22 protein-coding genes, 2 tRNA genes and 1 pseudogene are annotated in these 25,488 nt (G+C 74.2%); 15 read left to right on the top strand and 10 right to left on the bottom strand.

The window, feature by feature from the left end:
• Window positions 1–74 precede the first annotated feature (74 nt).
• From AB0B83_RS22980 to AB0B83_RS22960, 5 genes are all read left to right on the top strand, one after another.
• The gene (locus tag AB0B83_RS22980) at window positions 75–1,088 is read left to right on the top strand and encodes a PDZ domain-containing protein (RefSeq protein WP_357579892.1); all 1,014 of its coding nucleotides are present in this window, start codon (window positions 75–77) and stop codon (window positions 1,086–1,088) included.
• A gap of 178 nt (window positions 1,089–1,266) precedes the next feature.
• Window positions 1,267–4,305: a UPF0182 family protein gene (locus tag AB0B83_RS22975; protein ID WP_357579891.1), complete on the top strand. Its 3,039-nt coding sequence runs from the start codon at window positions 1,267–1,269 to the stop codon at window positions 4,303–4,305.
• A gap of 236 nt (window positions 4,306–4,541) precedes the next feature.
• Window positions 4,542–4,618, top strand: a tRNA-Met gene (locus AB0B83_RS22970).
• A gap of 849 nt (window positions 4,619–5,467) precedes the next feature.
• Window positions 5,468–5,544, top strand: a tRNA-Met gene (locus AB0B83_RS22965).
• A gap of 409 nt (window positions 5,545–5,953) precedes the next feature.
• The gene (locus tag AB0B83_RS22960) at window positions 5,954–6,205 is read left to right on the top strand and encodes a hypothetical protein (RefSeq protein WP_357579890.1); all 252 of its coding nucleotides are present in this window, start codon (window positions 5,954–5,956) and stop codon (window positions 6,203–6,205) included.
• A gap of 153 nt (window positions 6,206–6,358) precedes the next feature.
• Here the strand turns inward: AB0B83_RS22960 and AB0B83_RS22955 are convergent, their stop codons facing one another.
• Window positions 6,359–7,690, bottom strand: a complete 1,332-nt coding sequence (locus AB0B83_RS22955; protein ID WP_357579889.1) for an extracellular solute-binding protein — start codon at window positions 7,688–7,690, stop codon at window positions 6,359–6,361.
• 166 nt (window positions 7,691–7,856) lie between these two features.
• Here AB0B83_RS22955 and AB0B83_RS22950 point away from each other — a divergent pair, with 166 nt between their 5' ends.
• A complete protein-coding gene (locus tag AB0B83_RS22950; protein WP_357579888.1) occupies window positions 7,857–8,690 on the top strand; it encodes a phosphoribosylaminoimidazolesuccinocarboxamide synthase in 834 nt (277 codons plus the stop codon).
• Window positions 8,691–8,753: 63 nt separating this feature from the next.
• Here AB0B83_RS22950 and glpK read toward each other — a convergent pair whose 3' ends face one another.
• Window positions 8,754–10,238 carry a glycerol kinase GlpK gene (glpK, locus tag AB0B83_RS22945; RefSeq protein WP_357579887.1) on the bottom strand — a complete coding sequence of 495 codons (1,485 nt, stop codon included), beginning with the start codon at window positions 10,236–10,238 and terminating at the stop codon, window positions 8,754–8,756.
• Window positions 10,239–10,331: 93 nt separating this feature from the next.
• Here glpK and AB0B83_RS22940 point away from each other — a divergent pair, with 93 nt between their 5' ends.
• Window positions 10,332–11,270: a ribose-phosphate pyrophosphokinase gene (locus AB0B83_RS22940; RefSeq protein WP_357579886.1), complete on the top strand. Its 939-nt coding sequence runs from the start codon at window positions 10,332–10,334 to the stop codon at window positions 11,268–11,270.
• A gap of 27 nt (window positions 11,271–11,297) precedes the next feature.
• Here AB0B83_RS22940 and AB0B83_RS22935 read toward each other — a convergent pair whose 3' ends face one another.
• Window positions 11,298–11,765, bottom strand: a complete 468-nt coding sequence (locus tag AB0B83_RS22935) for an ATP-binding protein (protein WP_357579885.1) — start codon at window positions 11,763–11,765, stop codon at window positions 11,298–11,300.
• Between the two features lie 120 nt (window positions 11,766–11,885).
• Here AB0B83_RS22935 and AB0B83_RS22930 point away from each other — a divergent pair, with 120 nt between their 5' ends.
• Both AB0B83_RS22930 and AB0B83_RS22925 read left to right on the top strand, forming a co-directional pair.
• A complete protein-coding gene (locus tag AB0B83_RS22930; RefSeq protein ID WP_357579884.1) occupies window positions 11,886–13,016 on the top strand; it encodes a DUF5931 domain-containing protein in 1,131 nt (376 codons plus the stop codon).
• 14 nt (window positions 13,017–13,030) lie between these two features.
• A complete protein-coding gene (locus AB0B83_RS22925) occupies window positions 13,031–13,693 on the top strand; it encodes a response regulator transcription factor (RefSeq protein ID WP_357579899.1) in 663 nt (220 codons plus the stop codon).
• Window positions 13,694–13,745: 52 nt separating this feature from the next.
• On the opposite strand, the gene AB0B83_RS22920 is transcribed toward AB0B83_RS22925, so the two are convergent.
• The 3 genes from AB0B83_RS22920 to AB0B83_RS22910 all read right to left on the bottom strand — a co-directional run bounded on the left by AB0B83_RS22920 (window position 13,746) and on the right by AB0B83_RS22910 (window position 16,237).
• Window positions 13,746–14,318: a DUF5709 domain-containing protein gene (locus AB0B83_RS22920; RefSeq protein WP_357579883.1), complete on the bottom strand. Its 573-nt coding sequence runs from the start codon at window positions 14,316–14,318 to the stop codon at window positions 13,746–13,748.
• A 105-nt stretch (window positions 14,319–14,423) separates the two neighbouring features.
• The gene (locus AB0B83_RS22915) at window positions 14,424–15,152 is read right to left on the bottom strand and encodes an ATP-binding protein (RefSeq protein ID WP_357579882.1); all 729 of its coding nucleotides are present in this window, start codon (window positions 15,150–15,152) and stop codon (window positions 14,424–14,426) included.
• 86 nt (window positions 15,153–15,238) lie between these two features.
• Window positions 15,239–16,237 carry an SDR family oxidoreductase gene (locus tag AB0B83_RS22910; RefSeq protein ID WP_357579881.1) on the bottom strand — a complete coding sequence of 333 codons (999 nt, stop codon included), beginning with the start codon at window positions 16,235–16,237 and terminating at the stop codon, window positions 15,239–15,241.
• Between the two features lie 216 nt (window positions 16,238–16,453).
• Between AB0B83_RS22910 and AB0B83_RS22905 the strand changes: the two genes are divergently transcribed.
• On the top strand, window positions 16,454–17,656 hold the full coding sequence (locus tag AB0B83_RS22905) for a glycosyltransferase (protein WP_357579880.1): 1,203 nt from the start codon (window positions 16,454–16,456) through the stop codon (window positions 17,654–17,656).
• Here AB0B83_RS22905 and AB0B83_RS22900 read toward each other — a convergent pair.
• From AB0B83_RS22900 to aroA, 4 genes and pseudogenes are all read right to left on the bottom strand, one after another.
• Window positions 17,611–18,546: pseudogene (locus tag AB0B83_RS22900) on the bottom strand (hypothetical protein). The gene AB0B83_RS22905 and the pseudogene AB0B83_RS22900 sit on opposite strands and share 46 nt — an antisense overlap.
• Window positions 18,547–18,605: 59 nt before the next feature.
• Window positions 18,606–19,424, bottom strand: coding sequence for a histidinol-phosphatase (gene hisN, locus AB0B83_RS22895; protein ID WP_357579879.1), 819 nt, complete (start codon window positions 19,422–19,424; stop codon window positions 18,606–18,608).
• 24 nt (window positions 19,425–19,448) lie between these two features.
• Window positions 19,449–20,393: a ribosome small subunit-dependent GTPase A gene (gene rsgA / locus AB0B83_RS22890; RefSeq protein ID WP_357579898.1), complete on the bottom strand. Its 945-nt coding sequence runs from the start codon at window positions 20,391–20,393 to the stop codon at window positions 19,449–19,451.
• Between the two features lie 165 nt (window positions 20,394–20,558).
• Window positions 20,559–21,860, bottom strand: a complete 1,302-nt coding sequence (gene aroA / locus AB0B83_RS22885) for a 3-phosphoshikimate 1-carboxyvinyltransferase (protein ID WP_357579878.1) — start codon at window positions 21,858–21,860, stop codon at window positions 20,559–20,561.
• A 102-nt stretch (window positions 21,861–21,962) separates the two neighbouring features.
• Here aroA and AB0B83_RS22880 point away from each other — a divergent pair, with 102 nt between their 5' ends.
• The 5 genes from AB0B83_RS22880 (at window position 21,963) to rsrA (ending at window position 25,398) form a co-directional block, all read left to right on the top strand.
• Window positions 21,963–22,673: an SOS response-associated peptidase gene (locus tag AB0B83_RS22880; protein ID WP_357579877.1), complete on the top strand. Its 711-nt coding sequence runs from the start codon at window positions 21,963–21,965 to the stop codon at window positions 22,671–22,673.
• Window positions 22,674–22,867: 194 nt separating this feature from the next.
• Window positions 22,868–23,260 (top strand): WhiB family transcriptional regulator, encoded by a 393-nt coding sequence (locus tag AB0B83_RS22875; protein WP_132231096.1) that lies wholly within the window; start codon window positions 22,868–22,870, stop codon window positions 23,258–23,260.
• Between the two features lie 83 nt (window positions 23,261–23,343).
• The gene (locus tag AB0B83_RS22870; protein ID WP_132231097.1) at window positions 23,344–23,958 is read left to right on the top strand and encodes an alpha/beta family hydrolase; all 615 of its coding nucleotides are present in this window, start codon (window positions 23,344–23,346) and stop codon (window positions 23,956–23,958) included.
• A gap of 311 nt (window positions 23,959–24,269) precedes the next feature.
• Complete coding sequence (locus tag AB0B83_RS22865; RefSeq protein WP_357579876.1) at window positions 24,270–25,109, top strand: sigma-70 family RNA polymerase sigma factor; 840 nt, start codon at window positions 24,270–24,272, stop codon at window positions 25,107–25,109.
• 1 nt (window position 25,110) lies between these two features.
• The gene (rsrA, locus tag AB0B83_RS22860) at window positions 25,111–25,398 is read left to right on the top strand and encodes a mycothiol system anti-sigma-R factor (protein ID WP_132231099.1); all 288 of its coding nucleotides are present in this window, start codon (window positions 25,111–25,113) and stop codon (window positions 25,396–25,398) included.
• Window positions 25,399–25,488: the final 90 nt, after the last annotated feature.

Raw genomic sequence — 25,488 nt, 5'->3', positions numbered from 1 at the left:
GCTGGCGTTGCGCTGAGGGCGAAGTCGCGATTCACCCACCGGAGGCCCCGATCCCGGTCGGTACGCTCTGCCGCATGAGACGTCGCGGCGTGACCGTCCTGCTCGGTGCTCTGCTCACCGCTCTGCTCAGCATCGGCGTGCTCGGCGCGCCCATCCCGTACGTGGTGCTCGGCCCGGGGCCGACCGTCAACACGCTCGGCAAGGAGAACGGCAAGGAGGTCATCCAGGTCACCGGCCGGGAGACCTCCACCTCCGCCGGTCAGCTTCGGCTGACCACGGTCGGGGTGCAGCCCTCGGTCAAGCTGCGCTCGGCGATCCAGGGCTGGTTCTCCGACGACGAGGCGGTGGTGCCCCGCGAGCTGGTGTACCCGCCGGGGGAGAGCCGCAAGCAGGTCGAGGAGCGCAACGCGGAGGACTTCCGGGTCTCGCAGACCAGCGCGGAGACCGCGGCGCTGCGGGAGCTGGGCTTCCCGGTGCAGGTGGTGGTCAAGACCGTCGCCGCCGACGGTCCGGCGGCCGGCGTACTCAAGCCCGGCGACGTGCTGACCTCGGTGGACGGGGAACCGGTCCCGTTGGCCGCCCGCCTCACGGACCTGATCAGGGCGAAGCCGGCCGGGACCGCGCTGAGGATCGGCTACACGCGCGACGGCGCCGCCGCGACGGCGGCGGTCACCAGCCGGGAGCAGGACGGGCGACCCCGCATCGGGGTGGAGATCGAGCAGCAGCAGCCGCACCCGTTCACCCTGAGCATCGACCTGGAGGACATCGGCGGGCCCAGCGCCGGCCTGATGTTCGCCCTCGGCATCGTGGACAAGCTGACCCCGGAGGACCTGACCGGTGGGAAGGTCATCGCCGGCACCGGCACGATCGACGACGCCGGCCGGGTCGGGCCGATCGGCGGCATCGCCCAGAAGCTGGTGGGCGCGAAGGAGGCCGGCGCGGTGGCGTTCCTGGTGCCGGCGGCGAACTGCGCCGAGGCCGTACGCAACCCGCAGCCCGGGCTGCCGCTGCTGAAGGTCGGCTCGCTGGACGAGGCACTGACCGCGCTGGAGACCATCCGCGCCGGGGGCCAGCCGACCCGCTGCTGACCACGAGCGCGGGCGTTCCCGGCGTGCGTGGCGGGCCCGCACCGGCCCCCCCTCCACCGACGCTTCCGCCGCGCGGCGCGACGCCGTGTGACCTTGGACCGACACGTTCAGGAACACCCCGTACTCTGGGTGCCTGGTCGGAGCCGATCACATCGAGCGTGCGGAGCCAACAGTGGTCATGAAGAGCAGCAGCCCCCTGCCGAGGATGAGCCGACGCGGTCGCGTCACGATCGGTGTCCTGGTCGGGGTGTTCGTGCTCTTCACCCTGCTCGGCTGGGGCGTCCAGGCGTGGACGGACTGGCTGTGGTTCGACGAGGTCCGCTACACCGGGGTCTTCACGGGGGTGCTGACGACCCGGCTGTTGCTCTTCTTCGCCGTCGGTCTCGGCATGGCGCTGATAGTCGGCGGCAACCTCTGGCTGGCCCAGCGGCTGCGCCCCCGGATGCGCCCGCACTCGCCGGAGCAGGCCACCCTGGAGCGTTACCGGATGCTGCTGAGCCCTCGGCTCGGCCTGTGGATCACGCTGGTCGCCACCGTGGTCGGCCTCTTCGCCGGGCTGTCGGCGCAGAGCCGGTGGAACCAGTGGCTGCTCTTTCGCAACGGCGGGGACTTCGGCGTGAAGGACCCGGAGTTCGGCATCGACGTCGGCTTCTACGTCTTCCAGCTGCCGTTCCTGCGCTACCTGCTCGGCGTGGGCTTCACCGCGGTGGTGCTCTCCGTGATCGGCGCGCTCGCCGTGCACTACGTCTTCGGCGGCGTCCGCCTCCAGGGCGTCGGCGACCGGATGACCAACGCCGCCCGGGCCCACCTGAGCACGCTCGTCGCGGTCTTCGTCCTGCTCAAGGCGCTCGCGTACGTGCTGGACCGGCGCGCGATGCTGCTGGAGTACGGCAACGGCCCCGTCTACGGCGCCGGCTACGCCGACGTCAACGCGCTGCTGCCGGCCAAGGAGATCCTCGCGTACATCTCCATCGTGGTGGCGATCGCGATCATCGTCTTCTCCAACGCCTGGATGCGCAACCTCGTCTGGCCGGGCATCTCGCTGGCCCTGCTGGGCGTCTCCGCCGTCGCCATCGGCGGCGTCTACCCCTGGGCGGTGCAGACCTTCGAGGTCAAGCCCAGCGCGAAGGAGAAGGAAGCGCCCTACATCGAGCGCAGCATCACGGCCACCCGCGCGGCGTTCGGCCTGGAGGCGGCCACCACCACGCCGTACGCGGCGAGCAACCTGACCCCGCCGGCGAGCCTCGCCACGGACACCTCCGTGGTGCCGAACATCCGGCTGCTCGACCCGCAACTGGTCTCCGAGACGTACACCCAGCGCCAGCAGGTCCGGCAGTTCTACGACTTCGGCGAGAAGCTGGACGTCGACCGCTACGGCGTCAACGGCAAGGTGCAGGACTTCGTGGTGGGCCTGCGCGAGGTCAACTACCGGCAGCTGACCCCCCAGCAGAACACCTGGATCAACCGGCACACCGTCTACACCCACGGCTACGGGCTCGTGGCGGCGCCCGGCAACCGGGTGGTCTGCGGCGGCCAGCCCTTCTTCGTCTCCGGCTTCCTCGGCGACCCGCAGGAGCAGCAGAAGGAGCAGGGCCAGCAGACGAGCGAGCAGTGTGCCTCGCAGACCGAGCAGATCGCGGCCAAGCAGCCCCGCGTCTACTACGGCGAGCGGATGGACGCCAGCGACTACGCGATCGTCGGCCAGAGCGACCCGGCGCGGAAGGCGGAGTTCGACCGCCCGGTCGGCGAGGGCGGCGAGTCCTACACCTACACCGGCGAGGGCGGCGTCGAGATCGGCTCGTTCACCCGGCGGCTGCTCTACGCGATCAAGGAGCAGGAGTCGAACTTCCTGCTCTCCGACGCGGTCAACGACAACTCCAAGCTGCTCTACGTGCGTAACCCCCGCGACCGGGTGGAGAAGGTCGCCCCGTTCCTCACTCTCGACGGCGACCCGTACCCGGCCGTGGTCGACGGTCGGATCCAGTGGATCATCGACGGCTACACGACGGCGGCGACCTACCCGTACGCCGAGCGCGTCAACCTCCAGGAGCAGACGGCCGACGAGCTGACCGGGCGGGGCACCTTCCAGCTCGCCCGGGAGAACGTCAACTACATCCGCAACTCCGTGAAGGCCACCGTCGACGCGTACGACGGCACGGTCCGGCTCTACGAGTTCGACGAGACCGACCCGGTGCTCAAGGCGTGGAACAAGGCGTTCGGCGGTGACCTGGTGCAGCCGAAGTCGGAGATCCCGGCCGAGCTGGCCGAGCACTTCCGCTACCCGGCCGACCTGTTCAAGGTGCAGCGCAACCTGCTGACCCGGTTCCACGTGACCGATCCCGGCGCCTTCTACTCCGAGACGGACTTCTGGCAGGTGCCGAACGTGCCGGACGCCCCCGACACCGGCCAGAAGCAGCCGCCCTACTACCTCTACACGCAGTTCCCCGGCCAGGAGTCGGCGCGCTTCCAGCTCACCTCGGCGGTCACCCCGAACGGCCGGGAGAACCTCGCCGCGCTGATCTCCGGGTCGTACGTGGACGGGCAGCCGAGACTGGAGGTGCTCGACCTGCCCGACCAGACCCGGGTCTCCGGCCCGGTGCAGGTGCACCAGTCGATGACCAACAACGCGAACATCCGGCAGCAGCTCAACCTGCTCCAGTCCCAGCAGGCCCAGGTGCAGTACGGCAACCTGCTCTCCCTGCCGTTCGGCGACGGCATGCTCTACATCGAGCCGGTCTACGTGAAGACCGCCGCGCAGAACGCGCCGCCGCTGTTGCAGCGGGTGCTGATGTCCTACGGCGACGGCGGCTCCTACGTGGTGCTGGCCAACAACGTGGCCGACGGCATCAAGCAGCTCATCGAGCAGGGCAAGCAGGCCGCCACCCCGGGCACCCCGCCGCCCGCCGGCGGGACCCCGCCGCCGCCCGGGGGCACCCCGCCGGGCGGCACCGCGCCCCCGCTGACCGGCGAGCTGGCCGAGGCGGCCAACCGCGTGCAAAGCGCCATCGCGGAGGTCCGGGCCGCGCAGACCTCGGGCGACTTCGAGCGGTACGGGCGCGCGTTGAAGGCACTGGACGAGGCGCTCACCGCCTTCCAGCGGGCCCAGCAGGCCGCCACCGCCCCGGCGTCCCCGACACCCGGCGCCAGTGCCCCGACGCCCAGCGCCCCGGCGTCCCCGGCGCCGGGCGGCAGCGCCTCACCCACTCCGGGCGGCTGACCCGCACCACCCTCGCAGCGCCCCCGGCCGACGGACCGATCCGGTCCCGACGCCGGGGGCGCTGTCACGTTCGCGACCACCGACCCGGCCCGGCAACCCGCCGTCCCCGGACGCCGTGAAGGAGGCGTACGCCCTGGGCCTGGCGGCGCAGGCACCGTCAAGTCGTGGTTGTCGTGGGGTGTCCCCGGGGTCGTTTTGCGGGGACGGGGGTCGGTGGGATACGGTATACGAACCGACGCGGGGTGGAGCAGCTCGGTAGCTCGCTGGGCTCATAACCCAGAGGTCGCAGGTTCAAATCCTGTCCCCGCTACCACATCGGAACGGCCCTGGACTTCAGTCCGGGGCCGTTCCGCATTTCCGAGCCACCCGCTACCCGACGATCACGCGGCTCGGGCTCGGGCTCGGGCTCGGGCTCCGGATCCTTGCCGCCCGCCGCCGCCCGCCGCCCGCCGCCCGCCGCCCGCCGCCCGCCGCCCGCTGCCGCGTGCCGCCTGCTGTCCGCCGCTGCCCGCCTGAGGGAAGACGGTGGCCTGGCCGAACCAGGCCACCCCGTGCAGGCGCCGTTTGCCGCTCCACGCCCGCCGCTGAAACACCTGCCGTCGCCCGCCGCTGCCCGCTGCCGCCGCCCGTTGGCTGGACCGGCGATCGTGCATTGCGTCAGTGCCGAGGCGGAGTGACTGACACCACGCGATCCGTCGGCGGACATCGGGCGGGGGGACAACCCGGCGGCGAGAACCGCGACCGGTCGCGCAGGAACGCGAACGGCCACGCCTGGCAACGACCGCACGGCCGAACGACCGAACAGCGGGCGTGCAGCGGCGTGATCAGGACGCCATGGACCTTAAACAGCCCGGGTAACGTCCATGGCGTCCTGATCACCAGGCACTCGTGCGAGAGAAGGCAGCACGCCCGTGCCAAATGAGACAGCTTGGAACGGGCCGCAGCTCAGAGCGGACCGGGACGTGCCATTGCCGCCACTGTGGTCGGGTGCCCGCCTTCCGCGCTCCGCTGGCCGCTGGCGCGCGGCGTGGGTCGGGCTGGGGCGACGGGTGCCTGGTGCCGAACTCCGACGCCGGTTTGCGCTGGTCAAGGCGGGGTCTACCGCAGGATCGGGGGTCCGCTGATCATCGCCCGCCGGAGTGCGCTAGACTTAACGAGCCGACGCGGGGTGGAGCAGCTCGGTAGCTCGCTGGGCTCATAACCCAGAGGTCGCAGGTTCAAATCCTGTCCCCGCTACCACGTTGAAAAGGCCCCGGAGATTGTCTCCGGGGCCTTTTCGCATCTCGCCACCGGCGTCGACGTGTCGCATCGGTCGACGACGGGCTTCTTCACCCCGGAGTGCAACGCACGCCGACGTGCGGGCCAACCGGCAAATGTGGCGGGCCCGGGACACCCGTGACTCCGTGCTCCAGGTGCTCGCGGTGCTGGGCGCGGGCTAGCCGGCGGACCAGCATCGGGCGCAGGCCAGCCAGCGGAACGGCGTCGGGCGGGCCGGCAGGAGTGGCCCGGGACATCCCGACTCCGTACTCCAGGTGCTCGCGTGCAGGGCGCGGCCGACCAACGGAACGGTGCCAGGCGTGCCTGGGCGCGGCGCGCGTTCCTCGTTGACCGACGTGCCGAGGTTGCGGTTGTCGGCGAAGATGTGGACATGTCTTCTTTCGGTAAGTGGTGGGGCCGGTTGACCGCCGTCCTCGGTGCGGTCGTGCTGTCGGTGTTCGTGCCCGTCGCGGCCTGGGCGTCCACCGGCACGGGTGAGCTCGTGGTGGAGGCCGCGCGGCGGCGGCGCGGTGGTGGCGGCTTCGGCTTCATCGGCCTGCTCTGCTGCCTGGTCGTGGTGGCCGGCGTCGTCTTCCTCCTGATGCGCATGATGCGCAACCGTCGAGGCGGCCCGCCGCGCTGAGGCGGCCCGCCGCGCTGAGGCGGCCCGCCGCGCTGAGGCGGCCCGCTGGCGCGCCGGTGTTCCGGCAGCGCGACGGTGCCCTGCCCTGCCTCGGCCGAGGCGGAGCAATCCGACCCGGCATCCCCGCCGGGGGCGGCCTCGCGGTGATCGGCCCTATCCGGCCAGCGCAGCGTCCGCCTGGGCCATGAAGCGGGTCGTCGCCGCCCGGGGGCCGGTCCTGCCGCCGCGGATGCTCTCGGCGGCCTCCAGCAGCAGTGCCCGCACCCGGAGGTGGCCCTGCGGCGGTGGGCTGGGCGCCGGTCCCAGCCGGGCGGCCAGTGCGGTGCCGAGGGCCGCCGCGCGCCGTTGCGCCGGCTCGGTGATGTTGCCCTCGACGTAGCTGCGTACGGCGAGGCTGGGGCTGAGCCCGCGCTCGTGACCGAGCGCGCTCCCCGCCTCGCCGTTGCCGGTCAGGAAGTTGATCACGTCCGCGACCAGGTCGGGGTGCCGGGTGCCGCGGAAGGCCGCCCAGTACATCGACGCCCGGTGCCACTGCGCCTCCGGGGGACCCGGCATGGCGGCCAGGCCCAGCTCGGCGTCGGTGAGGCGCTGGAGTTCCGGCAGCTGGTGCGACCAGGCGAACGAGGCGGCCGTCGCGCCGGTGACCACGAGCTGCTGAGTGGGTTCGCCGCCGTCGGCCTGCTCCACCAGGGCGGCGCTCGGGGTCGCCCGGCTGGAGCGGGCGCGTCGCCACAGGTCGAACCATTCGACAAGCGCGTCGGCGTCGAAGCCGAGCTGTCGACCGCGGTAGAACTCACCGCCCTGCCCGCGCAGCCAGAGCCAGAGCGCCCGGTAGTCGCCGGACGGGTCCATCGTGCCGGCCACCCGGCCCTCGCTCGCCCGGGTGACCCGCCGCGCCCAGGCGACGTACTCCGCCCAGGACATTCCCGTGTTCGGCTCGGGCAGCCGCAGCCGGCGCAGCAGCGTGCGGTCGTAGACCACGGCGGCGGCGGTCTGTGCCGCGGCGACGCCGACCGTACGGCCGTCGACCTGCCCGTACCGGACCAGGCCCTGGGGCAGGGTGCGCAGGTCCAGGCGGTGGTCGGCGACGTAGCCGCTGAGGTCCAGGACGATCTCGCGGCGGGCGTACTCGGTGAGCATGCTGTCGTCGAGCTGGATCAGGTCGGGCACGTTGCCGCCCGCGGCCTGGGTGGCCAGCCGGTCGTAGTAGCCACCGGCGCCCTGCCAGGTGACCCGGAAACCGACGCGGGGATTGCGGTCGGTGTAGAGCCGCAGCACCCGCTCGGTGAGTTCGGCCCGCTTCGCCCCGCCGTACCAGAAGACCGACAGCTCGACCGGCCCGGTCTCCACCGGGGCCGCCTGGCCCTCGGTGCACCCGGTGAGCCCGCCGGTCGCGAGCACCGGCGCACCCAGCATCGCGGCGAGCACCCGACGCCGGCCCGGATCCGCTTCGGCGCGGGGCAGCGGGGATCGGGCAACGGGCACGAAGAACTCCTGGCGGACCGGTGGGGCGGGCGGCCGGATCATTCACGCAGGCGCGCGCGAGGGTGTCAACGTACGTCCGGCCACACCACCACACCCCAGGCGTACGCATCGATGCCCGCAGCCACCGGCGGAGGCCGTGGCCGGCCCGCATGGTGTACTAGGGCGCGTGGAACTTCTGCACTCGGGCAAGGTGAGGGATGTCTACGCCGACGGCGAGGACCTGATCCTGGTCGCCTCCGACCGCATCTCGATCTACGACGTGGTGCTGCCGACGCCGATCCCCGACAAGGGCAAGCTGCTCACCGCGCTCTCGCTGTGGTGGTTCGAGCAGCTCGCCGACCTGGTGCCGAACCACGTCATCTCCGCCACCGACGTGCCGGCGGAGTTCGCCGGCCGGGCGATCCGCTGCCGGCGGCTGGAGATGGTCGCGGTGGAGTGCGTCGCCCGGGGCTACCTGACCGGCGGCGGCCTGAAGGAGTACCAGCGCACGGGCGCGGTCTCCGGCGTCGAGCTGCCGCGCGGGCTGGTCGAGGCGTCCATCCTGCCCGAGCCGATCTTCACCCCGTCGACCAAGGCGCCGATGGGCGAGCACGACGAGCCGATCACCTTCGCCGAGGTGGTGGACAAGGTCGGCGCCGAGACCGCCGAGCGGCTGCGCCGGATCACGCTCGACGTCTACCGCCGGGGCGCCGAGTTGGCCGCCGACCGGGGCATCCTTGTCGCCGACACCAAGATCGAGCTGGGCTGGGCACCGGACGGCACGCTGACCGTCGGCGACGAGCTGCTCACCTCCGACTCGTCCCGGTTCTGGCCGGCGGAGTCGTACCAGCCGGGCCGGGCGCAGTTCTCCTACGACAAGCAGTACGTGCGGGACTGGGCGGTCGAGAGCGGCTGGGACCGGCAGGGCCCGGCGCCCGAGGTGCCGGCCGAGGTGGTCGAGGCGACCCGGGCCCGCTACGTCGACGTCTACGAGAAGCTGACCGGCAACCGCTGGGCCTGAGTCGGAGGGCCGCCGGTGCCCGATGGACCGGGCGGCCTCGACCGACGCCGGGCGGCGTGGCGGTCAGTCCACCCAGTCGAGGGTGCGCTGGACGGCCTTGCGCCAGTTGCGCAGCTCCCGCTCCCGGTGCGCCGGTTCCATCGTCGACTCCCACTGCGCGTCGGAGCGCCACTGGCCGCGCAGCGTCGCCAGGTCCGGCCAGAAGCCGACCGCGAGGCCGGCCGCGTACGCCGCGCCGAGGCAGGTGGTCTCGGTGATCCGGGACCGGACCACCGGCACGTCGAGCACGTCGGCGAGGAACTGCATCAGCAGCCCGTTGGCGGTCATCCCGCCGTCGACCCGCAGCCGGCGCAGCGCCACGTCGGAGTCGGCGTTCATCGCGTCGACCACCTCGCGGGTCTGCCAGGCGGAGGCCTCCAGTGCCGCCCGGGCCAGGTGGCCCTTGGTGATGTAACCGGTCAGCCCGGCGATGACCCCCCGCGCGTCGCTGCGCCAGTGCGGGGCGAACAGCCCGGAGAAGGCCGGTACGACGTAGCAGCCGCCGTTGTCGTCGACGGTGCGGGCCAGCTCCTCCACCTCGGGGGCGGTGGAGATCAGCCCGAGGTTGTCGCGCAGCCACTGCACCAGCGAGCCGGTGACCGCGATCGCCCCCTCCAGCGCGTACGCGGCGGGCTGGCCCTGGATGCGGTAGGCGACCGTGGTGAGCAGGCCGTGGGTGGAGGGGACCGGGCTGGCGCCGGTGTTGAGCAGCAGGAAGCTGCCGGTGCCGTAGGTGCACTTGGCCTCGCCCGGCTGGAAGCACGTCTGCCCGAACAGGGCGGCCTGCTGGTCGCCGAGCGCGCTGGCGACCGGCACCCCGGCCAGGACGCCGGTGGCCTCCCCGTAGACCTCGGCGGAGCTGCGGATCTCCGGCAGCATCGCGGCCGGCACCCCCATCGCGTCGAGCAGCTCCGGGTCCCAGTCGAGGGTGCTCAGGTCCATCAGCAGGGTGCGGCTGGCGTTTGTCACGTCGGTGACGTGCCGGCCGGTGAGCTTCCAGATCAGCCAGCTGTCCATCGTGCCGAAGAGCACCTCGCCGGCCTCGGCGCGCCCGCGCAGCCCGTCGACGTGATCCAGCAGCCAGCGCAGCTTCGGCCCGGCGAAGTAGGTGGCCAGCGGCAGGCCCGTGCGGGAGCGGAACCGCTCCTCGCCGTACGCCTGGTCGAGCTCACGCAGCAGCGGCGCGGTGCGGGTGTCCTGCCAGACGACGGCGTTGGCCACCGGCTGCCCGGTGGCCCGGTCCCAGACGAGCGTGGTCTCCCGCTGGTTGGTGATGCCCACGGCGGCGAGCCCGGCGGCGTCGGTGCCGGCGGCGTGCAGCGCCTCCCGGACCACCCGCTGGACGTTGTCCCAGATCTCCTCGGCGTCGTGCTCCACCCAGCCCGGCCGGGGGAAGATCTGCCGGTGCTCCCGCTGGGCGACGGAGACGATCTCCCCGGCCCGGTCGAAGACGATGCACCGCGAGGAGGTGGTGCCCTGGTCGATGGCGGCGACGTACTGGGGGGTCACGGCAGCACCGTACCCGGCCCGACCGATCTTCGCCGGCCGGCGGCGGGCCCCGGCGGGGAACGTGTCCCGTTCACGTCCGTACGATGTGCGGACGTGCGTGACATCGCCGTCTTCAGTGGTACCGCCCACCCCGAACTCGCCGCCGAGATCTGTGCCCACCTGGATGTGCCGCTGCACCCGGTGCGGGTCTCCCGGTTCGCCAACGACTGCCTGGAAGTGCAGTTGCAGGCCAACTGCCGGGAGCGGGACGTCTTCCTGATCCAGCCGTTGGTGCCGCCCGTGCAGGAGAACCTGGTCGAGCTGCTGCTCATGATCGACGCGGCCCGGGGCGCCTCGGCCGGCCGGATCACCGTGGTGCTGCCGCACTACGCGTACGCGCGGTCCGACAAGAAGGACGCGCCGCGCATCTCGATCGGCGGGCGGCTCGTCGCCGACCTGCTCACCTCGGCGGGCGCGGACCGGGTGCTGGCGATGACCCTGCACTCGCCCCAGGTGCACGGCTTCTTCAGCGTGCCGGTCGACCACCTGCACGCGCTGCGCGAGCTGGCCGACCACTTCACCCGTTACGACCTGAGCAACACGGTGGTGGTCTCGCCGGACCTCGGCAACGCCAAGGAGGCGGCGGCGTTCGCGCGGCGGCTCGGCACCCCGGTGGCCGCTGGGGCGAAGCAGCGGTTCAGCGACGACCGGGTCAAGATCAGCGCGGTGATCGGCGACGTGACCGACCGGGACGTGATCGTGCTGGACGACGAGATCGCCAAGGGCAGCACGGTGATCGAGCTGATGGAGCACCTGCGTGAGCTCAGGGTCCGCTCGATCCGGCTGGCCTGCACCCACGGCCTCTTCTCCAGCGGCGCGTTGCAGCGGCTGAGTGAGCAGGAGGGCGTGCTGGAGATCGTCTGCACCAACACGGTGCCGATCCCCGCCGACAAGCGGGTGCCGAAGCTGGAGATCCTGTCCGTGGCGCCGGCGCTGGCCGAGGCGATGCGCCGGATCCACAACGGCGAATCGGTGAGCGCCCTCTTCGCCTGACCGCCCGGGACGCAGGTCCCGCCGGGGTCAGTCCCGGCGGTGGCGGCCGGTGTGCTGGGGGGCCGCGACGGCGGTGCTGATGCGGACCGTCGTGCCGCGCGCGCCGGTCTCCACGTCCATGCTGTCGCTCAGCTCCCGGGCCAGCCAGAGGCCCCACCCGCCGGCGGTGTCGGCGGCGGGGCGGCTCCGGTCGCCCAGCCGCTGCGTGCTGATTCCCTGCCCGTGGTCGGAGACCTCGCAGAACAGCTGGCCCGACTGCCGCCACAGCCGCAGCCAGCCCTGGCCGCCGCCGTGCCGGACCGCGTTGGTGATCAACTCGTTGACCGCCAGCACGAAGTCGTCCAGCCGCTGCCCGCCGAGGCCGGCCGCGTGCGCGCAGGAGGTGACCGAGTGGCGCAGCTCGGTCACCTGGGCCTGGTCGAAGGCCTCGGCGATGAGAAGGGAAGGTTCGATGGACACAACCGTACGCTGTGCTCCGGGTTCCGCATTCGTCATGGCCCCGTCCCGACAGCGGATCGTGGATGTTTCGCGGCATTTCCACCGTACGTCAGGGTTCCTCCGGGCGCACCCGACGGCCCACGGGACCGTCCCGACGGCTGTGGCATCGTGACGGGCGTGTCGACGCCGTCCGGTGGTTTCGAGGTCCCGCTCTGGCGGGCCATCGCCGTGTTCCGGGTGGCCTCGCTGGCGTACGTCTGCGTGGTGGCGCTCCGGGACGCCGACCGGTACGCCCACCCGTTCGCGGCCGGCGGCCTGGTCCTGCTGATGGCGGCCTGGACCGGCGTGACCGCCGTCGGCTACGCCCAGCCGGCCCGCCGAGGCTGGCCGCTGCTCCTGGCGGACCTGGGGGTCGTCGTCGGCATCATGCTGGCCACCCCGTGGGTGATCGGGCGGACGGCGCTCGCCGCCGGCGTGCCCAGCCTCACCGTGGCCTGGCTGGCCGGACCGGTGCTGGCCTGGGCGGTCTCCGGCGGCCGGCGCCGGGGCACGGTCGCCGCGCTGGCGCTCGGCGCGGTGGACCTCGCCACCCGCGAACGGATCGGCCAGTCGTCGCTCACCGGGACGATCCTGCTGCTGCTCGCCGGCGTGGTGGTCGGACACGTCGCCCGGCTGGCGGTGACCGCCGAGGAGCGGCTGCACCGGGCGGTGGAGCTGGAGGCCGCCACCCGGGAGCGGGAGCGGCTGGCCCGGGACATCCACGACGGCGTGCTCCAGGTGCTGGCGCTGGTGCAGCGGCGCGGCGCCCACCTGGACGGCGAGGCAGGGGAGCTGGCCCGGCTCGCCGGGGAACAGGAGGCCGCGCTGCGCGCCCTGATCGGCGGCGCCACGCCGGTCGCGCCCACCGCCCACGGCGGGCCGGTGGACCTGCGTGGGCTGCTCGGCCGGTACGCCTCGGCGACGGTCTCGCTGTCCGCGCCGGCCACCCCGGTGCCCCTGCCCGGGCGGGCCGCCCACGAACTGGCCGCCGCGACCGCCGCCGCCCTCGACAACGTGGCCCGGCACACCGACGGGCGGGCCTGGGTGCTCGTCGAGGACGAGGGGACGACGGTGACCGTGTCGATCCGCGACGAGGGGCCGGGGTTTCCGGACGGCCGGCTGGAGGAGGCCGCCGCCGAGGGCCGGCTCGGCGTCGCCCGGTCGATCCGGGGCCGCCTCGCCGACCTCGGCGGCACGGTGCGGATCACCTCCGCGCCGGGCGCCGGCACCGAGCTGGAACTGACCGTTCCGAGGGAGGGACAACCGTGACAGGCGTACGGGTGATGGTGGTCGACGACCACCCGATGTGGCGGGAGGGGGTGGCCCGGGACCTCACCGAGGCCGGCCACGTCGTCGTCGCCGCCAGCGGGGAGGGCCGGCAGGCGCTGCGGGTGGCCGCCGCCGCCCGGCCGGACGTGGTGATCCTCGACCTGCAACTGCCGGACGTCTCGGGGGTGGAGGTGGTCCGCGGGCTGCGCGCGGTGCTGCCGGAGGTGCGGGTGCTGATGCTCTCGGCCAGCGGCGAGCAGCAGAGCGTGCTCGACGCGGTGAAGGCGGGCGCCACCGGCTACCTGGTCAAGTCGGCCGCCCCGGCGGAGTTCCTGGAGGCGGTGCGCCGGACGGCGGCGGGGGAGCCGGTCTTCACGCCCGGCCTGGCCGGGCTGGTCCTCGGCGAGTACCGCCGGCTCGCGGCCGACCCGGACGGCGCCGGACAGGCCGCCAGCCGCGACGCCCGGGGCGCCGGCCCGGCGCCCCGGCTCACCGACCGGGAGACCGAGGTGCTGCGCCTGGTCGCCAAGGGGATGTCCTACAAGCAGATCGCCGAGCGGCTCGGGCTGGCCCACCGCACGGTGCAGAACCACGTGCAGAACACGCTCGGCAAGCTCCAACTGCACAACCGGGTCGAGCTGACCCGGTACGCGATCGAACGGGGCCTCGACGACTGAGGGCCGCCGGGGAACCGCCCCCGAAGGGTTCCCCGACGGCCCCCGGGCCGGTTCAGACCGAGTGCGGCGGACGCGTCTCGTGGATGGCCAGCTCCTCGGCGCTCGCGCCGCCGCCGGCCGAACCGGCGTCGTACGCCACCGAGTCGGTCTCCTGGTCGGTGTGCGCCCCCTCGTCCGGTTCGACGAGCCGGCCGACCTGGCTGTCGCTGACGCTGCCCAGCTTGCCGTGGTCGTAGAGGGACACCGGCGAGTCCGGGTCGGAGGTGGGGCCGGGATCCATGACGTCCGCGTCGAGCTGCGCCTGCGCCGCCGCCTCCTCGCTGTCGGCCTCGGCGGCGATGTCCGGGTCGACGGGGCCGGCGAGCGGGTCGTCGGCCGGGCGTTCGTGCTGCTCCCGGTCGAGCTTGTAGTCCAGCGACTCGCCGTCGAGCTGCTCCTCGGCGGTGTTCCCGTACCGGTCCACCGCCACCGGCGTCCGGTCGCCCGGCAGCTGGGCGGGCTCCGGACCGTCCGCCTCGCGCCCGGTCAGGACGTCGTCGTTGGCGGTCGAGTCGTCGTCGGCGGTGTCGGGCAGGCCCTCCGCCTCGGGGTCGGACACGGGGGTCGGGTACTCGTCGTCGCGCATGGCTGATCACTACCCACTGCCCTCCCGGCATAACCGGTGCCGCCCGTGGCCATCCGGGCGGAAGGGGCACGTCGGGGGACGCCGGGGCAGGAATCGGGGCGGCGGTCAGCCGAGGTGGGCGGTGCTCTCGTCGTCGGCGTGCAGCACGCACCAGACGACCTTGCCGTCCGGCACCCGGCTGCTGCCCCAGCTGCGGGTGACGGTGTCGATCAGCAGCAGGCCGCGCCCGCCCGCGGTGTCGAGCGGCGCCTGCCCGGTGAACGCCGGCTGGCGCGGCGAGTGGTCGCGTACCGCCAGGTGCAGCGCGCTCCCCCGGGGTGCCAGGCGGACCGTCATCGGCGTGTGCGCGTGGGCGACCACGTTGTTCACCATCTCGGTGACCGCGATGCCGGCCGGCTCGATCAGCTCGGGCAGGCCCCAGCGTCCGCAGCCCTCCGTCACGAGCTGCCGGGCCTGCCGGGCCGCCCCGACGGCGGGGGGAAGGTCGGTCTCGACCACCGCGGCCAGCGGCGCGGCGGCCAGCCCGGCCAGCGCCCCGGCCAGGGTCGGCCAGGCGGGCACCCCCTCGACGGCGCCGGTCGGATCGCAGAGCAGCAGGTCGGCGGCGGGCCAGTCGCGTACCTCCCGGCACACCTCGGCGAAGACGTCCCGGGCGGCCGGGTCGGCCACCCGCAGGGCGGTGAGGTCGGCGAGGACCGGGCCGGGTCGGCAACAGAACTGGGCGAGCAGGCCGTCGCGCACCACGTCGACGCCGGACCGGTCGAGTGTCCCGGTCAGCCGGAGCACGCCGGACGCCTCGTCCGCCTCCACCCGGCAGCCCGCGTCGGTGGACATGATCGGCTCCGTCCCGCCCTGCGGGCCGGGCAGCGCACCGTGCACCGTCCGCCCGGACCGCGCACCCGACCGCTCGGCCCCCGGCATCAGCGTTTCGTTCCCGCGCGGCGGGTCATCGCGGCCACCGTCCCGACGGCCGTCCCCGCCGCGGCCAGCCCGAAGGCGGCGGTCATCCGCACCAGGTGCCGCCGCCGGCCGTGCCAGCCGCCCTCGCGCCGCGCCGCCGCGTCGGCGTGGAAGACGTTGCCGGTGCTCTCCGGCCGTGGGGCGGGCCCGAACTGGGTGCGGTGCGCGTACCAGCCGAGGACCCGCTCGGCGAACGCCGGGGCGAGCCGCCACTGGAGGCCGATCAGCCGGGCGGCGCCGCCGGCGTACGCCTCGCGCCTCGGGCGGCGCAGCAGCCGGACGATCGTCTCGGCCACCACCTCCGGCGGGTAGACCGGGGGCGGCGGCACCAGCTCCCGGCCGCTGTGGTTGGCGGCGTGCCGGAAGAACGGGGTGTCGATGGTGGCCGGCAGCACCGTGCAGATGGAGATGTTGCCCCGCCCGGTGACCCGCATCTCCTGGCGGACCGTGTCGGCCAGCCCGCGGATGCCGTGCTTCGTGGCGTTGTACGCCGACTGGTAGGGCATCGCCACCTCGGCCAGCACGGAGGCGTTGTTGACCAGCACCCCGCCACCCGCCGCGCTCAGGTGGGGCAGGGCGGCCCTGGTGCCGTACGCGGCGCCCAGCAGGTTGACCTCCAGCACCCGGCGGAACTCCGCCACGGGGATCTCGTCGAAGAGCCCGACCGCGCCGACCGCGGCGTTGTTGATCCAGCCGTCGATCCGGCCGAACTCGGCGACCGCGCGGGCGGCGAGCCGCTCGACGGCAGCCGGGTCGGTCACGTCGGTCGGCACCGCCAGCGCCCGCCCGCCCAGCTCCCGGCACCGCACGGCGACCTCCTCCAGCGCCACTTCGCTGCGGGCGGCCAGCACCACGGCGGTGCCACGCCGGGCGAGGGCGTACGCGGTGGCCGTACCGATGCCGCTGGAGGCGCCGGTGAGCACGACGGTGGCGTCGGCGAGGCTGCGGGTGAGAGGCATTCCTGGCCCGTACCCCCGTCGGCAGGGGTCATGCGGCCGGCGCCGGTCGGATACTCGCGGCCCCGGATCGGGGTGTCGCCCGACCCGCAACAGTTGCCGTCGCGCAAGCACCCGCCGGGCTCTTCCCGATCTGCCAGGTTTCGGCTCCCGGGGGTTCGGTTAATGGGACCCTCTGACCGAGGACCACCGCTTGAGAAGATCGCATGGAGGTGACCCATGCGCGTCGGCCTCGTCTGCGCGCACGCCGGCCCGTCCAGGGGCACCGACGGCCTGACCGTCGGCACCCACCAGCACATCGCCCGGGTCGCCGCCGAACTCGCCGCGCGGGGCCACGACGTCAGGGTGTACGAACGCCGCGACGACCCGGCCCTGCCGGAGACGGCGACGGTCGAGGGCTACCGGGTGGAGCGGGTGCCGGTCGGCCCGGCCGCCCCGCTGCCCACCGCCGAGCTGGTGCCGCACGTGTCCGCGTTCGGCGCCTGGCTGGCCGAGAGGTGGACGGGCGACTGGCGTCCCGAGGTCGTGCACGGGCACTACTGGGTCGGCGGGCTGGCCGCCGCGCACGCGGTCCGCGAGACGGACATCCCGGTGGTGCAGACGTTCCACTCCCTCGGCGTCGAGCAGCTGCGCCACCTCGGCCGGCAGTACGACGGGCCGGGGGAGCGGATCCCGCTGGAGCGGGCGCTGACCCGGGCGGTGGACATCGCGGTCGCCCAGTGCAACGACGAGGTCGACGAGCTGACCCGGATGGGGCTGCAACGCGCCTCCGTGGCAATGGTGCCGGCGGGCGTCGACACCACGCAGTTCCACCCGGACGGCGAGGCCGCCCCCCGCGACCAGCGGGCCCGGATCCTCTCCGTCGGTGGGCTCTCGGCCGGGCACGGCCAGGAGGACCTGATCCGGGCCATGCGACTCGTCGGCGACGCCGAGCTGGTGATCGCCGGCGGCCCGCCCGTCGGGCAGCTCGCCAACCACGCCGAGGCCCGGCGGCTGCGCGAGCTGGCCGAGCGCAGCGGGGTGGCCGACCAGGTGAAGCTGGTGGGCGCGGTGCCGCACGAGCAGATGGCCACCTGGTACCGCTCGGCGGACGTGGTCGCCTGCACCCCGCACTACTCCTCCGCCGGCCGGGTGTCGCTGGAGGCGATGGCCTGCGGGGTGCCGGTGGTCGGCTACTCGATGGGCGGGATCGCCGACGCCGTGGTCGACGAGGTCACCGGCCGGTTGGTGCCGCCGGGCGACGTCCGCGCGCTGGGCGTGACGCTGCGCCGGCTGCTCGCCGACAACGCCGGGCGGTTCGCGTACGGGCACGCCGCCGTCGACCGGGTGCGGTGCAGCTACACCTGGGAGCGGACGGCGGGCGCGCTGGAGCGCCTCTACGAGCGGGTGGTGAGCCGCCGCAAGCCGGTCGAGGCGGCCTGACCCGGGCCGGCCGCCCCCGGTCCGGCTCAGAGCGGGCGACCGGGCGCTCCGACGCCCACCATGCGCCGGTCCCGTTCCCCGGCCACCGCGTGGTGGTGCTGGGGCTCGGCGTACCGGGTGAGGCCGATGACCGCCGCGAGGGTGACCAGGAACCCGACCGCGGCGAGCCACTCCCGCCCGGGCCAGATCTTGTCGTTGAGCAGGAGCAGGCCGACGATCGCGGCGGGCACCGCCCCGGCGGCGTCCATCGCCGCCACGGCGGCCGTGGTCGAGCCGCGTTGCATGGCCAGGCCGAGCAGCAGCTGGCCGACGACCGAGTGGACGATCAGCAGGTAGAGCAGCGGATCCTGGACGAACGCCTCCGGCGTCGGGGCGGAGGCGAGGGGCCGGGCGGCCACCGCGGCGGCGGAGAACGCCAGCCCGGCCAGCGCGCCGAGCGCCACCGAGCCGGGCGCCCCGTGCAGGCGTACGGCGAAGAAGCCGATCACGGCGATCACGCCGAGCGCCACCGCCAGGGCGATCAGGCCGGCGGTGCCGAGCGGCTTGGCCGGCGCGGGCTCGGCGGAGAGCACCAACGCGGTGATCCCGGCGAACAGCAGCACCAGCAGGGCCACCTCGGCGGCCGGCAGCCGCCACTTCAGCACCAGCACGCCGAGCAGGGCGGTGACCCCGAGCCCGGCGGCGACGCTGGACTGCACCAGGAACAGCGGCAGGTCCCGGCGGGCGAGCAGGGCCAGCACGAACCCGGCGACCTGGCAGCCGAGCCCGACCAGGTACGCGCGGTGCCCCGCCAGCCGCAGCAGCAGCCCCGGGTCGAAGGAGTGGTGCACGGTGGTGCGGGCGGCGGCCACCGACTGGAGCAGGTTGGCGACGCCGTACGCGACGATCATGGCCGCGAGGAAGCACCAACCGGAGGAAACCACTTGGCGAGGATAGAGGCTGCCGGAGGTCAGTGCTCGGTTGGCCGACCCAGCCGGGCGAGGATGTCGGCGTGCAGCGCGCCGTTGCTGGCCACGGCGCTGCTCTCGGTCCCGGCGTCGCCTGAGGGGGCGGGCCGGCCGGCCAGGTCGGTGAACGTCCCGCCCGCCTCGGTGACGATCGGCACGAGCGCGGCGACGTCCCACAGCGACAGCTCCGGCTCCACCATCACGTCCAGCGCGCCCTCGGCCAGCAGCATGTAGCCGTAGAAGTCGCCGTACGCCCGGCTGCGCCAGGTGTCCCGCATGAGCTGGAGCATCGCGTCCAGCCGCCCGGCGGACTCCCACCCCGTCAGCGACGAGTAGCAGAAACTCGCGTCCGCGAGGTCCCGTACCGCGGAGACCCGGACCGGCGTGCCACCGGCGGCGTCCGGCCCCGCGTACGCGCCCTCGCCGAGCGCGCCCCACCAGCGGCGGCCGAGGGCCGGCGCGGAGACCAGCCCGGCGACCGGGCGGTCCCCCTCCAGCAGCGCGATCAGGGTGGCCCACACGGGCACGCCCCGGATGAAGTTCTTCGTGCCGTCGATCGGGTCGACCACCCACCGGCGACCGTCCGGGCCGCTGGCGGGCTCCTCGCCGTACTCCTCGCCCAGCAGACCGTCGGCCGGCCGGTGCACGGCCAGCAGCGCCCGGATCTCCCGCTCCACCGCGGTGTCCGCGTCGGAGACCGGGGTCAGGTCGGGTTTCGCCTCGACCCGCAGGTCGAGCGCGCGGAACCGGGCCGTGGAGACGGCGTCGGCGGCGTCGGCGAGCAGGTGGGCGAGGGCGAGGTCGTCGGCGTACCCGGGCATGCCTAGACGGTAGCGACGCCCGGGTCAGGACCCGGCGAGCGGGTCGCCCGGGTTCCGCTGGTCGGGTTCGCGCGCGTCGCCCTCCCCGGACCGGGAGGCCAGCAGCCGGCGGTACGAGGCCAGCCGCCGCGCGTCGGCCTTGCCGGCGGCGACCCAGGCGTCCAGCCCGCAGGCGGTCTCGTCCGGCGTGTGCGGGCAGTTGGCGGGGCAGTCGACCGTCCCCTCGACCAGGTCGGGGAAGCCGTGCAGCAGGCTGTCGGCGGAGACGTGCGCGAGCCCGAAGCTGCGTACCCCCGGGGTGTCGACGATCCAGCCGGCGGGGGCGTTCCCGCCGTGCGTCGGGTCCCGGGGCAGTCGCAGCGCCACCGCGCTCGTGGAGGTGTGCCGGCCCCGGCCGATCGCGCTGACCGTGCCGACCGCCCGGGCGGCGTCCGGCACGAGGCGGTTGACCAGCGTCGACTTGCCCACCCCGGAGTGCCCGACCATGACCGAGATCCGCCCGGCGAGCAGGTCGCGCAGCGCGTCGAGGTCGGAGTCCGGGCGGATCAGCACGTACGGCAGCTCCAGCTCGGCGTAGTAGTCGAGCACCGCCTCGGGGCCGGCGAGGTCGGCCTTGGTGAGGCAGAGCAGCGGCTCGATGCCGGCGTCGTACGCGGCCACCAGGCACCGGTCGATGAAGCCGGTGCGCGGCGGCGGGTCGGCCAGCGCGCTCACGATGACCAGCTGGTCGGCGTTGGCGACGACCACCCGTTCCAGCCGTCCCTCGGCGGTGGTCTCGTCGTCGTCGGCGGTGCGCCGCAGCACCGACGTCCGCTCGGCGATCCGGACGATCCGGGCCAGCGCCCCGGCCGCGCCGGAGGTGTCGCCGACCAGGCCGACGCGGTCGCCGACCACCACCGACTTGCGCCCCAGCTCCCGGGCCCGCATCGCGGTGACCAGGGGCGCGTCCGGCGCGGCGTCGGGCGGCACGCACGTGTAGCGGCCCCGGTCGACGGCGATCACGAAGCCGTCCACCGCGTCGGAGTGCCGGGGTCGGGTGCGGGTACGCGGGCGCGACGACTTGCCGGGCCGCACCCGGACGTCGTCCTCGTCGTACTCCCGCCGTCTGGTCGCCAGGACCCGCCCCCCGTCGTGTCAGCTCTTGCCGGTCACCAACGCCGACCATAGTGCCGGAAACTCGGGCATGGTCTTCGAGGTGCACGCCACGTCGCTCAGCTCGATGCCGGGGACGGCCAGGCCGGCCACGGCGGCGGCGTGCGCCATCCGGTGGTCGTGGTAGGTCTCGAACACCCCGCCGTGCAGCGGCCGGGGCCGGATCTCGAGCCCGTCGGGGGACTCGGTGATGTCGGCGCCGAGGGCGGTGAACTCCCGCGCCAGCGCGGTCAGCCGGTCGGTCTCGTGGCCGCGGATGTGGCCGACGCCGGTGAACACCGACGGCGAGTCGGCGAGCATGGCCAGCGCGGTGAGCGCCGGGGTCAGCTCGCTGACGTCGGAGAGGTCGGCCTCGATGCCGTGCACCGCGCCGGTGCCCCGGACCGTCAGCCCGTCGGTGGAGAGGGTCACCTCGCCGCCCATCCGCTGGAGCAGCGAGCGGAGCTGCTCGACGGGCTGGGCGCTGCTGCGCGGCCAGCCCTGGAGGGTCACCTCGCCGCCGGTGACCAGGGCGGCGGCGAAGAACGGCACGGCGCCCGAGAGGTCGGGCTCGATCTCCCAGCCGCGCCCCGTCAGCGGGCCCGGCTCGACCACCCACACGTCGGGGGTGCCGTCGTCGACCGCCGCGCCGGCGGCCCGGAGCATCTGCACCGTCATCCGCAGGTGCGGCGCGGAGGGCACCGGCGGGCCCACGTGCCGGACCACCACGCCCCGGTCGAAGCGCGGCGCGGCCAGCAGCAGCCCGGAGACCAGCTGGCTGGAGGCGGAGGCGTCGATCACCACCTCGCCGCCGGCCACCCGCCCGGCGCCGAGCACGGTCAGCGGCAGGCTGCCGGTGGCGGGGGCGTCCACGCGGGCGCCGAGGGAGCGCAGCGCCCCGATCAGCGGGCCGAGGGGCCGGGTGCGGGCCTGCGGGTCGCCGTCGAAGGTGATCCGCCCGTCGGCCAGGCCCGCCACGGCCGGAACGAAGCGCATCACGGTGCCGGCCAGGCCGACGTCGACGTGTGCGGGGCCGACCAGCGGGTGGGGGCGGACCAGCCAGCGCTCGTCGTCGCTGATCGACATGTGCGCGCCCATCGCGCGCAGCCCGGCGGCCATCAGCTCGGTGTCCCGCGCACGCAGCGGCCCGGCCAGGGTCGACGGTCCGCCGGCCAGCGCGCTCAGCACCAGGGCGCGCGCGGTCATCGACTTGGACCCGGGCAGGCGCAGCGTCGCCGCGACCGGGTCGGAGGCGGTCGGAGCGGTCCACGGCTGCGGCGGCCGGGTCGCGATCAGGTTCCCCACGGTTACATTCTGCCGCGTCCGACGGCGGGTGGCGCCGGCCGGCACGTGTCCTCCCGGTCAGCGGGACAGCCGGGCGGCGCGCGGCGGGTTAGCGTGTGCGGCATGTGCGGTAGGTACGCGACGACCCGGAGTGCGGGCGACCTGAGCGCGCTGTTCGAGTCCCAGGACGAGACCGGCGGCGGGGTCGGCCCCGACCACAACGTCGCGCCCACCGACCCGGTGCCGCTGGTGCGGATGAGCCCGGAGGGCCATCGCGCGCTGTCGGTCGGCCGCTGGGGCCTGGTCCCGTCCTGGTCCAGGTCGCCCGCGGGCGCCGCCCGCATGATCAACGCCCGCGCCGAGACGGTCGCCACCAGCCGGGCGTACGCCGGGGCCTTCGCCCGCCGCCGCTGCCTCGTCCCCGCCGACGGCTGGTACGAGTGGGTCCGCGCGGCCGACGGGCGCAAGCAGCCCTACTACATGACCCCGTCGGACGGCTCGGTGCTCGCCTTCGCCGGCATCTGGTCGGTCTGGGACGGCTCCGGCGGCCCGTTGCTGACGTTCAGCGTGCTCACCACCGCCGCGCTTGGCGAGTTGGCCGAGGTGCACGACCGGATGCCGCTGCTGCTGCCCCGCGACCGCTGGGGGGCGTGGCTGGCGTCGACCGACGAGCCGGCGGGCCTGCTCGCGCCGCCCGCGCCCGACTGGCTCGCGACGCTGGAGATCCGCCCGGTGGGCACGGCGGTGGGCGACGTGCGTAACGACGGGCCGCAGTTGACCGAGAGGGTGCCGCTCGCCCGGGCCGCCGCGCCGGATGAAATGACGCTCTTCTGACAGTCCGACACATTGTCGGGCGTGATTTGCCAGAGTTGCGGGCGAATCGTCGCCCCGACGTTCACCCATATTCGCCGTGAAGTCTTGTCCCGGTGTCCGGAAGTGCGATACAACACAGCGCCGGTAGTGGGCGCGACTCGCACGGGGCGGACGACGCACACCGATCTTGCCGGTCCCACGGGGGAGGTGGGTGGATGACACGGGCACGAATGCCCCGGCCGCACGAGGTGGCCACCGCACGACGGGATCCGCGGCTGTTGCGGGCGTTGCGGGAGCGGCGACAGGACGAGGCGTGGCGCACCAGGGGAACCTGCCAGAACGTCGACCCGGAAACGTTCTTTCCGGCGCCGAACGAGCCTGCCGACGCGGCCGTCGCGCTCTGCCGCAGCTGCGACGTGCAGGGATCCTGCCTGGCCTGGGCGCTTGACGTGGGTGACTGCCACGGCGTCTGGGGCGGCACCACACCGCGCGAACGGCGGGCGATGCTGGTCGCCTGGCGCGAGGAGGTGCAACCGGATCCGGACGCCGCCCGGGAGGCGGGTCCGCCGGTCCGGGACCGGCTGCTCACCCTGGTGCCGCTGAGCTGACCGTCGACTGAACCGGTCGCAGCCGGCCCGCCACCTCGGCGGGCCGGCTGCCCGTCGTGCCCCGGACACCGCAGAATGGGCCGATGCCCGAGGACGACGACGTACCCACCCCGCGCGGGCCCGCCCGGGTCGACACCGACCTGCCGGCGGGTGCGCCGAGCGCCCTGCTGGTGCTCGGGCACGGCGCGGGCGGCGACGTCGACGCCCCTGACCTGCGTGCGCTCCGGGACGCGGCGGTCGACGCCGGGCTGGTGGTGGCCCGGGTGACCCAGCCGTACCGCGTCGCCGGACGGCGTGCGCCGGCACCGGCGGGGCACCTCGACGAGGCGTGGACCGCCGTGCTCGCCGTGCTGCGGCAGCGGCATCCCGGCGTACCGCTGCTGGTGGGCGGCCGGTCCAGCGGCGCGCGGGTGGCGTGCCGCACCGCGCCCGCGGTGGGCGCCGCCGGGGTCGTCGCGCTCGCGTTCCCGCTGCATCCGCCCGGTCGCCCGGAGCGGTCGCGGGCGGCGGAGTTGGCGACCGGCCTGCCGACGCTCGTGGTCAACGGCGACCGTGACCCGTTCGGGGTGCCGGAGCCGGGGCCGGGGGTGCAGGTGGTGACCCGCCCGGGGGAGCGGCACGACCTGCGGGGGGACCCGGCCGGCACGGCCGCCGTGGTGCGCGACTGGCTGCGCGGGCGGGGCTGGGCGCGAGGCTGAACGCCACCCCGCCGTCCCCGTCGCCCACGCGACCGGGACCGGCGCCCGCGTGACAGGGGTGCGGGCGCGCTCCGGCGGCGGACGCCGGGCGCTCCGGCGGGCCGTGTCCGCCTGCCGCAGCGGTTCGTTGCATCGGATGGCGCCAAACGCCCGGTTCGGGCGGGCGGCGCCGGTCCTCCCAGGCCCTTCCTGGTCCCAGCGTCGGCCTCCGCCGGCGCCGGGACCAGGAACGGGGGAGGTGAGCGGAATGCCCCGCCCCGTCGGGGGCGTTGCACCCCCCGGGACGACATTTCTGGCGAGGGGGGAGACCGGTGCCGACCGAGACGCGGGTCCGGGAACGGGACGAGCGGGGAGCGCGGCAGTTGCGACAGCTGCTGGGCGGCCCGGACTGGCCCGCGGTGGTGCCGCCGGTCGGCCCGGCCGCGGTGAGCACGCACACGGTGAGTACGAGCACACCCGCCGGAAGTGAATCTGCGGGCACGTCCGTACGCGTATCCTCGGCGGGACAGCATCCGACGCGAGGGGATGTGCGGTTGACCACCGAGAAGACGGACGAGCGCAGGGCCCGCTTCGAGCGGGACGCGATGCCCTTCGTCGATCAGCTCTACGCTGCCGGGCTGCGGATGACCCGCAACCCGGCGGATGCCGAGGACCTGGTCCAGGAGACCTACCTGAAGGCGTACGCCGCCTTCCACCAGTTCGAGCAGGGCACGAACCTGAAGGCCTGGCTCTACCGGATCCTGACCAACACCTACATCAACTCCTACCGCAAGCGGCAGCGCCAGCCCATCCAGGCGCCGACCGACGAGATCACCGACTGGCAGCTCGCCGAGGCCGAGTCGCACACCTCCAGCGGGCTGCGCTCGGCCGAGACCGAGGCGCTGGACCGGCTGCCGGACAGCGACGTCAAGGAGGCCCTCCAGCAGTTGCCGGAGGAGTTCCGCCTGGCCGTCTACCTCACCGACGTCGAGGGCTTCTCCTACAAGGAGGTCGCCGACATCATGGGCACGCCGATCGGCACGGTCATGTCGCGTCTGCACCGGGGCCGGCGTAATCTGCGCAAGCTGCTCGAACAGTACGCCGCAGAGCGGGGCTTCAGCGCCGCGGCGTCGAAGAAGGGCTCGACCGCTTCCGCCGGCCGGGAGGTCTGACATGAGCTGTGGAGATCCGCACGAGACGGATTGCCGCGAGGTCATCGCGGAGGTCTACCTCTACCTGGATCTGGAGTGCGCCGAGGAGCGGCGCACGCTGATCCGGCACCACCTCGACGAGTGTGGCCCGTGCCTGCGCGAGTACGGCATCGAGCAGGAGGTGCGGGCGCTGGTGGCCCGCTGCTGCGGCAACGAGACCGCGCCCGACCAGCTGCGGGAGCGGCTGCGGCTGCGCCTCACCGAGCTGGTCGTCTTCGAGGGCACCGAGTCGAAGGAGCTTGCCGACTGAGGTCGGGCCGGGTGCGGCAGCCGACCGAGGTCGGTGGGAGGGCTTCCGCAAGGTGCACGTGCTGCGCGGCGTCGAGGAGATCGACGCCGC

Origin of the sequence: Micromonospora sp. NPDC049060, from assembly GCF_040649055.1 — a bacterium.
GTDB lineage: Bacteria > Actinomycetota > Actinomycetes > Mycobacteriales > Micromonosporaceae > Micromonospora > Micromonospora reichwaldensis.
Note: the sequence above shows the minus strand (reverse complement) of the source record. Positions and strands in the feature narration are given on the sequence as shown.